The 11,119-nt window shown below is 34.1% G+C and carries 5 protein-coding genes; all 5 read left to right on the plus strand.

Translation table 11 applies throughout. The features are described 5' to 3' along the window. Positions 1 to 10: 10 nt before the first annotated feature. On the plus strand, positions 11 to 1,534 hold the full coding sequence (locus tag LPB88_RS02525) for a SusD/RagB family nutrient-binding outer membrane lipoprotein (protein WP_230712223.1): 1,524 nt from the start codon (positions 11 to 13) through the stop codon (positions 1,532 to 1,534). A gap of 433 nt (positions 1,535 to 1,967) precedes the next feature. Then, positions 1,968 to 5,006: a SusC/RagA family TonB-linked outer membrane protein gene (locus tag LPB88_RS02530; RefSeq protein ID WP_230712224.1), complete on the plus strand. Its 3,039-nt coding sequence runs from the start codon at positions 1,968 to 1,970 to the stop codon at positions 5,004 to 5,006. Between the two features lie 154 nt (positions 5,007 to 5,160). Next, complete coding sequence (locus LPB88_RS02535) at positions 5,161 to 6,738, plus strand: RagB/SusD family nutrient uptake outer membrane protein (protein ID WP_230712225.1); 1,578 nt, start codon at positions 5,161 to 5,163, stop codon at positions 6,736 to 6,738. A 114-nt stretch (positions 6,739 to 6,852) separates the two neighbouring features. After that, the gene (gene nagB, locus LPB88_RS02540; protein ID WP_230712226.1) at positions 6,853 to 8,790 is read left to right on the plus strand and encodes a glucosamine-6-phosphate deaminase; all 1,938 of its coding nucleotides are present in this window, start codon (positions 6,853 to 6,855) and stop codon (positions 8,788 to 8,790) included. Positions 8,791 to 8,949: 159 nt separating this feature from the next. Beyond that, complete coding sequence (locus LPB88_RS02545) at positions 8,950 to 11,016, plus strand: beta-N-acetylhexosaminidase (protein WP_230712227.1); 2,067 nt, start codon at positions 8,950 to 8,952, stop codon at positions 11,014 to 11,016. The last annotated feature ends 103 nt before the right edge of the window (positions 11,017 to 11,119 follow it).

Raw genomic sequence — 11,119 nt, forward strand, 5'->3', positions numbered from 1 at the left:
AAAAGAAATTATGAAATTTAAAAAGATAACTATAGCCATACTCATATTGTTTACTGCAGTAGGCTGTACCGAAAATTTTGACTCACTGGAGAAAGATCCGGTGGCATTGTCTGCAAATCCGGCAGGACAACTTACGTTTACCCAATTGTGTATGTCAGGCGATGGCTTTTACCAATGGAGAGCCAATTTGATTTATTCAGGAGGTTTTGTGCAACATTATGCCGGCGCCTGGAATGTTACTGAATTTGGAAGCAAATTCAAGAAAGATGACGGATATGCGACTGCTTTATGGAGAAATGGTTATTCTAATGAATTGAAAAATGTAATAGATATTCTGGAAAAGACAAGTAATGATCCTAAAGCTGTAAATATGAATGCAGTTGCAAAAATTATGAGAGTAATGGTTGCCCAGCGTATAACAGATCTTTATGGTGATATTCCTTATTCTGAGGCTGGATTAGGTTTCTCAAAAGGAATTGTAACACCTAAATACGATAAACAGGAAGATATATATGCGTCATTTTTTAAAGATTTGGATGAGGCTTACAATCAGTTAAATGCTGGTGGAGGAGCTGTAAAAGGAGATCTGTTTTATAATGGAGATATTTCTAAATGGAAAAAACTGGCCAATACCTTAAGATTACGTTTAGGAATGAGAATTTCTGAAGTAAAACCTGCTGAGGCCGAAAAACAAGTAAAAGCTGCTTTGCAAAACGGTGTTTTTGAAAGTAATCTTGACAATTGTGTTATGAAACATTTAGATGCTACTTTTAATGATGATCCGGCTGCTATTGATTTTAGAGGAAATGGATTGGCTTATGCTTTTAATGGTAATGAAGGCGGAGATCATTTTAGTACTTTAGTTATAAACTATTTAAGAGATAATGGAGATCCAAGACTACCAATGTTAGCAACACCTAAAACAACTAGTAGTATTGTTAGTGGAGCGCCGTTGCAACCAGGAGAAACTCCATATGAAGGTGTAAAACCAGGACTTTTTCAATGGGAAGTTCCAACAGGTTCAAGTTCTACTTCTGGAATTCAATCTTATTACAAGAAAAAAACAACGCCATTTTTACATGTAAGTTATTCAGAAACACAATTACTATTAGCCGAAGCAGCTTTTAGAGGCTGGGTTTCGGGTTCTGCAGCAGATTACTATAAAAAAGGAGTAGAAGCAGGTATTAAACAATTAGAAATTTATGGAGCTCCTGGGGCAAGTGTAGCTGATATTAATACTTATCTAAATGCTAAACCTTTGGTAGCTGGCACAGAAAAAGAACAAATTGCAACGCAACTTTGGATTACCTATATATTCAATAGTATTGAAGCTTATTCAAACTGGAGAAGAACCGGATTTCCACATTTGATTCCAATAACAAATCCTGATTCTGAAACAAACGGAGTTACACCAACTCGTTTGTATTATCCTAATGATGAAATGCAGAAAAATGAAACCAATTATTTAGAAGCATTGTCCCGAATGGGGGGAACCAACGATTGGTTGAATAAAGTTTGGTGGGACGCAAACTAAATAGTAATCCCAAAACAAAAAGTCTGCCCTTTATAAGGCAGACTTTTTTTATACTTCTTTTTAGATGTAAAAATAAAAACCAGTAATGGGGAATGCCTTTTTTTTCTTTACTATTCTAGAGATCTGGTTTTTATAATGTTTTGTTAAAATTAAATTTTAATTACCAAAAAACAGCTGCTTTACAAGGTAATTATCAGCTAATTACTTACTTATATGGGACTGAGCATTTGTTAACTAATTCTCTTATTTTTTTAATTTAAAAACATATATAAGTGAAAAACATTAGAATATGTCAACATGAAAACGTTTTCGCAAAACGTATTATTGATTGTTTTATGTCGTTTGTTTAAAATTTAAAGTCGTTCGTATAAATTATTTTTTTTAACAATCCCTTAAGAATAAATTTACACCATAACTAACAAAATAAATAAACATGAAAAAAATTTTCTTAATCTTTATGATTGTTTTTACGGCGCAAGTTTCGCTTGCACAAGTAAAAAATATCAAAGGTGTGATTACAGATTCTGCGGGGATGCCATTGCCAGGTGCATCTGTTGCTGTACAAGGAGGTCAAAAAGGTGCTTCTACCGATTTTGATGGTTTGTATACAATTGAAGTACAAAAAGGGCAAACATTAGTTTTTACTTATGTTGGTCTTGAAACACAAAGTATAGTTGTAGGAGATGCTGCTACAATTAATGTGAAAATGCAACAAGCAGCATCTAATGCTCTTAACGAAGTTGTTGTAACTTCATTAGGTCTTAAAAGATCAAAAAAGACTTTGACTTATGCTGCTCAAGAGGTTAAAGGTGAAGAGGTAACAAGAGTTAAAGATGCCAACTTAATGAACAGTTTATCTGGTAAAGTTGCAGGTTTAATTGTTGGTAAAAGCTCTGCAGGAGCTGGTGGTGCTGTAAAAGTAACTATTCGTGGTAACTCATCTGCTACAAACAATCAGCCATTATATGTTGTTGACGGAATTCCATTATTGAACTCTACTTCTGCTATGTCAAATCAAGTTTTTGGTGATACAGCTGGAGGTAACAGAGATGGTGGAGATGCAATCTCAATGATGAACCCTGATGATATTGAATCTATGACAGTTCTTAAAGGAGCTTCTGCTTCTGCTTTATATGGTTCTCAAGGTGCAAATGGTGTTATCTTAATAACAACTAAAAAAGGTAAAGAAGGAAAAGTAACAGCAAATTATAATGCAAGTGTATTTGTAGATAATGTAGTTTCTTTACCTGATTTTCAAACTAATTACGGTGCAGATCCAGCATCTGATAAATCTTGGGGTGCTGCAAAAAAATCTTCTGATCATGTTAAAGGTTTTTATAACACTGGTTTAACAATGATTAACTCTATCTCAGTAAATGGTGGTAGTGATAAAGCAACAACTAGCCTTACTTATGCAAATACTAAGGTTGATGGAGTAATACCAACAAACGAGTTTAAGAAAAATAACATTGCGCTTCGTCAAAGTGTTAAATTGTTTGATGATAAAGTAACTGTTGATGCTGCATTATCTTATGCTGAACAAAAAATTGATAATAAGCCAACAAATGGATTATATTTCAATCCATTAACAGGAGCATATTTGTTTCCAAGAGGTAATGATTTTAATGATTACTATAACAATTATGAAGTTTTTGATCCTGCTAGAAACTTAATGGTTCAAAGATGGCCATCAGCTACAGCTGATATTATTCAAAACCCAGGCTGGATTTTAAACAGAAATGCTTCTATCGATAAAAATCAATCATTAATTAGTTCTGCTGCGGTTACATACAAAGCAAACAACTGGTTAAGTATTAAAGCAAGAGGAGGTTATAACAGATTGTACAACACATTTGATAAAAGAATGTATGCTGGTACAAATGAAACATTGGCTCCGTCTACAGGTAGATATATTTACTCAGATAGTGAAAGTTCTCAACTATATGGTGATTTAATTGCTACTATTAATACAAAATTCAACGATGATTTTTCTTTTAGTGCTAACCTTGGTACAAGTTTAACAAAGTCTACAATTAACGATGCTTATGTAAGCGATTCAGGTCAAAAAAATGGGTTAGTTAATGCAAACTGGTTTAATACTGGTAACTTTGTATCTGCTGAAAGAAATGCACACACTATTGGTGGTAAAAAAGAAGTTCAGTCAGTTTTTGCAAGTGCAACTTTTGGTTACAAAGACATGCTTTACCTTGATGTAACAGGAAGAAATGACTGGTCATCTACTTTAGTAAATACAGATAACTTAAGCTTCTTTTATCCTTCTGTAGGTTTATCAGCTATTTTAAGCCAAATGGTATCATTCCCGGAAGCTATTAGCTATGCTAAAGTAAGAGGTTCTTTCGCTCAGGTTGGTAATGATGTTTCTCCTTTCTTAACTACTCCAATAAACACTTTGGTTGGTGGTATCGTTACAGCTCCAAATGTTGGTCCTAAGCCAGGAACTTCTTTGAAACCGGAAATGCAAAATTCTTATGAATTTGGTACAGAGTGGAGATTCTTAAATAATAGAATTGGATTTGATTTTACTTACTATAGAAATGAAACTAAAAACCAATTAATTACTTCTCCTGCTCCAATTCCTAACACTACAGGATATCTTAATTATGCATTTAATGCTGGAAGTATCGAGAATAAAGGTTTTGAGATTTCTGTAACAGGTAAAGCAATTGTAAGTGAGAACTTTACTTGGGATCTTGGATTGAACTATGCTTCAAACAAAAACGAAGTACTTGATTTAGGTACAGGTGCAAATGGTGATGTTAATACAGTTATTTTAACTAATGGAGATCCAAATAGCTACAGATATATTTTAAAAGTTGGAAAACCATTTGGTGAAATTCAAGGAAAAGATATTGTAAGAAATGCTCAAGGTCAAATCTTACTTGATAAAGACGGTCGTATTCAAAAAACGGATTGGGTTGACATGGGAAGTTCAAATCCTGATTTTATGTTAGGTTTCTCAAATGCATTCAGATACAAAAAATTAACTTTAAATGTACTTATTGACGGTAGATTTGGTGGTAATGTAATGAGTATGACAGAAGCGATGTTAGATGCTTATGGTGTATCTAAAGCTAGTGGTGATGCAAGAGACGCTGGAGGTGTTAAAATAAATGCAGTAAAACCTGATGGAACTGCAGTAACTTCAATGAAAGCTCAGGATTACTATAGCCAGGTAGGAGATAGAGCTGGTGCAACAGGAGAATATATGTACAAAGCTACAAATGTGAAATTAGGAGAACTTTCTTTAGGATATACTTTTGATTTCAGTAAACAAACAATTTTCAAAACAGTGAATGTTGCTCTTGTTGGTAAAAACTTATTTTTCTTCTACAAAGATGCTCCGTTTGATCCAAACGTAACATTAAGTTCTGGAGAAGGATTACAAGGTGTTGATATTTTTGGTGCTCCATCAACAAGAAGTATTGGTGTTAATTTAAATTTAACTTTCTAAATAATATAATAAAAGGACAAAACCTTTTGGTTGTTGTAAGATATCTTGTTTGTTGATTGAATGTAAATAGTGTAAAACAACAAACAATTAAACCCTAAATGGGTCGGCTTATAAATCAATAAAAATGATTTTAATTAACGATAAAAATTCACAGATGAAAAATAAATTATTAATATTTGGTTCAGCTTTGGCTCTTTTACTAAGCAGCTGTACAAGTAACTTCGAGGATATAAATACCAACGAGACTGGTTTTACCAATGATCAATTAGAACAAGATTTTAATCAAGTAAAAGCACCTCTTAAGACAATGCAAAGAGGAATGTATATCTTGGTTGCAGATGACTGGCAAGGAGATATTCAGTTTAACTTAAATGCAGATATCTTTTCAGGATATATGGGAACTCCTCATGATTTTGAAGGAAATAGTAATAATTCAACCTATGCTTTAGTAGATGGTTGGAATGGTGCTGAATGGGTTCAGAAGTATCAAAGAGAGATGGTTAATGCTTATAATCTTGAGAAATTAACAAAAACTAAATACCCTCAGTTTTATGCTTGGTCTTTGATCTTAAAAGTATATGCAATGCACAAAACCACTGATTATTACGGACCAATCGTATATTCAGGTTTTGGAAATGCTGACGGAACAACTCCTTACGATTCTCAAAAAGCAGTTTATGATCAATTTTTTACAGAGTTAAAAACTGCGATTGATATCTTAACTCCAAAAGCTGCTGATGCTTCGGCTACGTTTTTCCCTTCAGGAGATGCAACAGACGGAACTACAGCTGGTGGAAATATTCAAAAATGGGTAAAATTTGCTAACTCTTTAAGATTACGTTTAGCAATGCGTATTTCTAATATTGATCCTGTAAAAGCAAAAGCTGAAGGTGAAGCTGCATTGGCTGGTTTAGGAGTAATCACTTCTAATGCTGATAATATGGCTTATTTAGCGGAACACCCTGTTAAAACATATACAGGTCCTTGGGCAGATATCAATGCAGGTGGAGCAATTACTTCTATCATGAATGGTTATAATGACCCAAGAAGAGCAACTTTCTTCCATACAGGTACTGGAGGTATTTACCAAGGTATCAGAATGGGAACTGTAGTTGATGCTAACTATAGAACTGCTAAAGCAGATTTATTCTCTAAAGTTGGACCTATTGTAGAAAATAACCAAATTCCTTGGTTTACTGCAGCTGAATCTCACTTCTTGAAAGCTGAAGCTGCATTAAAAGGATGGAATGTTGGTGGATCTGCTCAATCATTCTATGAGTCAGGAATTGCAACTTCTTTTGCACAATTAGGTGCAGGTAGTGCTTCTGATTATATTAATGATGATACTGCAATGCCAGCTGATTTTACTGATCCATTAAACGCTGCTAATAATATTACTGCGAAAAACTTAGTAACAGTAAAATGGTCTGATGCTGCATCTAACGAAGTGAAATTGCAAAAAATTATTACTCAAAAATGGATTGCAATATTCCCTGACGGACAAGAGGCTTGGGCTGAGACTAGAAGAACTGGTTACCCTAAATTGTTCTTACCTGCAAATAACTTTTCAGGAGGAAAAATTCCAGATGGTACATTCGTAAGAAGATTGAATTTCTATGTAAATGAGAAAACTGCTAATCCAACCGGTTATGCGCAAGGAGTTAGCCTTTTAGGAGGTGTTGATACTGGAGCAACTAGACTTTGGTGGGATACTGGAGTGAACAAATTCTAATAAAAAATAAAGAATTAAAAGAATTTAAGTTTGGTTAGTAGATGGTATAAGCAATGCAAATTGCTTATACCATTTCAAAAACCAAAATTGTAAATAGAAAAAAAAAGAAAAGAAATGAAAAGTGCTTTAGAAATAAAACCTGATATCAGCTATAAAAGCGCGGGGAAATTTGAAGAAACTCGATTTGAAAAAATCCATAACGAAATCTTCAAAAATTCTGTAGAAGCTTCAGTAATTGTAGCGCAGGAAATTGCGCAATTAATTAGATCTAAACAAGAAAAAGGTAAATCTTGCGTATTAGGTTTAGCAACAGGTTCTTCTCCTATAAAAGTATATGAGGAATTAGTGAGAATGCACAGAGAAGAAGGATTAAGTTTTAGCAATGTAATTACTTTCAATTTGGATGAATATTATCCAATGACCAAAGAGAACAACCAGAGCTACCATTATTTCATGCATCAGCATCTTTTTAATCATATTGATATCAATCCGGATAATGTTAATATTCCTGATGGAACTGTACATATTGATGAATTAAATCAATATTGCATTGACTATGAAATGAATATTAAAAATGCAGGAGGACTTGATTTTCAATTATTAGGTATTGGTCGTACAGGTCACGTAGGTTTTAACGAACCGGGATCACACATCAACTCTGGAACCAGAATTATTACACTGGATCATATTACAAGAGTAGATGCTTCATCAGATTTTAATGGTATAGATAACGTTCCTAAAAGAGCGATTACCATGGGAGTTTCTACGATCTTGAGATCTAAAAGAATCGTACTGATGGCTTGGGGACAAAACAAAGCCGATATCATCAAAAGAACTATTCAAGGTGATATCAGTTCAGAAGTTCCTGCGACATTTTTACAAAATCATCCTAATGCGACTTTCGTATTAGACCAGTCTGCAGCCTCAGAATTAACACGTTTTAAAACGCCTTGGTTAGTTGGAGAATGCATTTGGAATCAGGAATTAAAAAGCAAAGCGATTGTTTGGTTGTGCCAAAAAACAAAACAATCTATATTAAAATTAACAGACCGTGATTACAACAATAACGGAATGTCAGATCTTTTGGCGCAAGAAGGTTCTGCTTATGATTTGAACATTAATATGTTCAACGTATTGCAGCATACCATCACAGGATGGCCAGGTGGAAAACCAAATACTGACGATTCACACCGTCCGGAAAGAGCAAATCCTGCAAAAAAACGAGTGATTCTTTTTAGTCCACATCCAGACGATGATGTGATCTCTATGGGAGGAACTTTTTCAAAATTGATAAAACAAGGTCATGATGTACACGTTGTATATCAAACCTCCGGAAATATTGCTGTTACAGACGACGAGGCTCTAAAATTTGCCGAAGTTGCCAAAGATTTTATTGGTGAAGCCGGAAGCGGAATCAACTTTAAATCTGTAATTGAGTTTTTGAATAGTAAATCAGAAAATCAAATCGATTCGTTGGAAGTTCGAAAATTAAAAGGACTTATCAGACGAAGAGAGTCTTATGCAGCGACAAGATACATTGGTTTAAAAGATGAGAATACACACTTTTTAGATCTTCCGTTTTACGAAACAGGACAAGTGAAGAAAAATCCGTTAGGACCTGAAGATATTGCCATTGTAAAAGATATTATTGCACAAATAAAACCACATCAGGTATTTGCTGCAGGAGATCTGGCAGATCCACACGGAACACACGAAGTTTGTCTAAACGCGATCTTTGCAGCCATGAAAGAACTAAAACCAGAGAAATACATGGACGACTGCTGGTTATGGTTATACAGAGGCGCTTGGCACGAATGGGACATTCACGAAATTGATATGGCAGTTCCGCTTTCTCCATCAGAAGTATTGTTGAAACGTCATGCAATTTTGTACCACCAATCTCAAAAAGACCGAGTAATGTTTCAAGGAAATGACTCAAGAGAATTCTGGGTTAGAGCCGAAGACCGTAACAAGAATACAGCCATTTTATATGATGAATTAGGATTGGCAGAATACGAAGCAATTGAAGCTTTCAAACGTTTTGATTACTAGAGTTGTTTTTTAGATTCGGTTTGGAGCGAATCAAATTCAAAATTCAGATTGATTTCATAGCGATTAGTGAGGTTCAATAGAGAGATCATTCTGAGTTTTGTTTCTATTATCTATTATTAATGTTGTCTTTAGAATAACATCTTTTCAAAAACAGTAAAAATGAAATATTTATTAGTCCTACTATTAGCAGGTGTAACCTCTAGTGCTCAAATTCAAAAAGAGCAGCTAAATCTTATGCCTTGGCCTCAAAGTGTTGTTGTAAACGATGGGAATTTTGCTTTAAATAAAAATTTTAAAGTAAACATTACCGGAAACCCTAACCCACGTATTTTTAGTGGAGTAACTCGCTTTTTGCGTCGCTTAGACGGTAGAACTGGTATCTTTTTTCAACAAGGTTTTATTACAAAATTAAATGAAGTTCCAACAGCCGAGCTTCAGATTAACTGTACTAAAAGCGGAAAAATTGGTTTATATGAAGACGAAAGTTATCATTTAGACATCAAACAAAATCAAATTACAATAAATGCAACAAGCGATTTAGGCGCACTACATGGTCTTGAAACGTTATTGCAAATGTTGCAGAATAATAGTAACTCATTTTATTTCCCGATCTCACAAATATCTGATTTTCCAAGATTTACATGGAGAGGTTTGATGATTGATGTTGCAAGGCATTTTCAGCCAATTGATGTTGTCAAAAGAAATATTGACGGATTGGCAGCAATGAAAATGAACGTTTTTCACTGGCATTTGGTTGATGATCAAGGTTGGAGAATCGAAATGAAAAAACATAAGAAGCTTATAGATGTAGCTTCAGATGGAATGTATTACACACAAGAGGAAATTAAAAATATCGTAAAATATGCTGATGAGCGCGGTATTTTGGTAGTTCCTGAAATAGATGTTCCCGGTCATGGATCTGCAATTTTAACGGCTTACCCGGAAATTGGAAGTAAGGTGATTACATTGACAGGAGGAACTTCTGAAAAAAATATTCAAGGTACAGCAATTGCTACCTATGGAATTGAAAGAAATGCGGGTATTTTTTCGCCAACATTAGATCCTTCAAATCCTAAAACATATCAATTATTAAGTGAAATTTTTGATGAGGTTTGTCCCTTATTTCCAGGAGCTTATTTTCATATCGGAGGAGATGAAAATGAAGGAAAAGATTGGGATGCAAATCCAAAAATTCAAGAGTTCATGAAGAAAAATAAGTTAGCTAACAATCATGAGTTACAGACTTATTTTACCATGCAATTAGTTCCGATGCTTAAAAAACACGGTAAACAATTAATGGGATGGGAAGAAATTTTGACTAAAAACATGTCAAAAGACGCTATTATTCATTCTTGGAGAGGTCCAAATGAAGGAATGGTTGCCGGACAATCTTTAGTAGATGCAGTAAAAAAAGGATATAAAACAGTTTTGTCAAACGGATATTATATCGATTTAATGTATCCGGTTGCAAGTCATTATTTAAATGACCCAATGCCAAAAGGAGCCAATTTAACTGCAGAAGAAAAAGCAAGAATTTTAGGTGGAGAAGCTACAATGTGGACAGAACTTGCAACTTCAACAACAATAGATTCAAGATTGTGGCCTAGAACAGCTGCAATTGCCGAGAGACTTTGGTCAGCTGAGGATATTACAGATTTAGCAAGTATGCGCAAACGTCTTGATGTAGTATCATTTAGATTAGAAGAATTAGGATTAACACACATTCGTAACAAAGCGGTGATCTTGAGAAATATCTCAAACAATCAAAACATAAAATCGCTTAATGAATTTGCAAATGTTTGTGAACCGTTAAAAGGATACACACGTAATAAAGGCGGAACAGAATACCAAATGTACTCACCGTTTACACTTTTTGCAGATGCTTGCGGGCCGGATGCTAAAGAATCTTTAGCTTTTGATGACGCAGTAACTCAGTATTTAGCAAATAAAACGCCCGAGAATAAAGAAAAAGTTGCAGCATTTTTTAATAAATGGATTGCAGTAAATAAAGGATTAATTGAGTTAAGCGCAAATGCACCTTTAGTACAGCCAATTTTGCCTTTGTCGAAAAAATTAAATGATGCATCACAAGAATTATTACTTGTATTGGATAATAAATCAACTTTAAAAGCAGATGATTTAAAAAACCTGATAGAGCAATGTAATACAAAAGATCACGCAGATGTTGAATTGTCAGTATATGCAAGTCTTAAGAAATTGATATAAAGAGAAAGTTTGGTTTGAATTAGTGTTTAGTAAGTTTAAGTTACCATGATTATTTAGTAATTTTTTTATCTCTACTAGAATTTTCTAGTAGAGATAATTATGG

It is taken from the genome of Flavobacterium sp. JAS (assembly GCF_020991455.1).
Taxonomy (GTDB): Bacteria; Bacteroidota; Bacteroidia; order Flavobacteriales; family Flavobacteriaceae; genus Flavobacterium.

What these genes read in the sequence shown, in the direction of transcription:
- LPB88_RS02525 (WP_230712223.1), top strand. Translation starts at nt 11, where the DNA reads ATGAAATTTAAAAAGATAACTATAGCCATACTCATATTGTTTACTGCA.
- LPB88_RS02530 (WP_230712224.1), top strand. Translation starts at nt 1,968, where the DNA reads ATGAAAAAAATTTTCTTAATCTTTATGATTGTTTTTACGGCGCAAGTT.
- LPB88_RS02535 (WP_230712225.1), top strand. Translation starts at nt 5,161, where the DNA reads ATGAAAAATAAATTATTAATATTTGGTTCAGCTTTGGCTCTTTTACTA.
- nagB (WP_230712226.1), top strand. Translation starts at nt 6,853, where the DNA reads ATGAAAAGTGCTTTAGAAATAAAACCTGATATCAGCTATAAAAGCGCG.
- LPB88_RS02545 (WP_230712227.1), top strand. Translation starts at nt 8,950, where the DNA reads ATGAAATATTTATTAGTCCTACTATTAGCAGGTGTAACCTCTAGTGCT.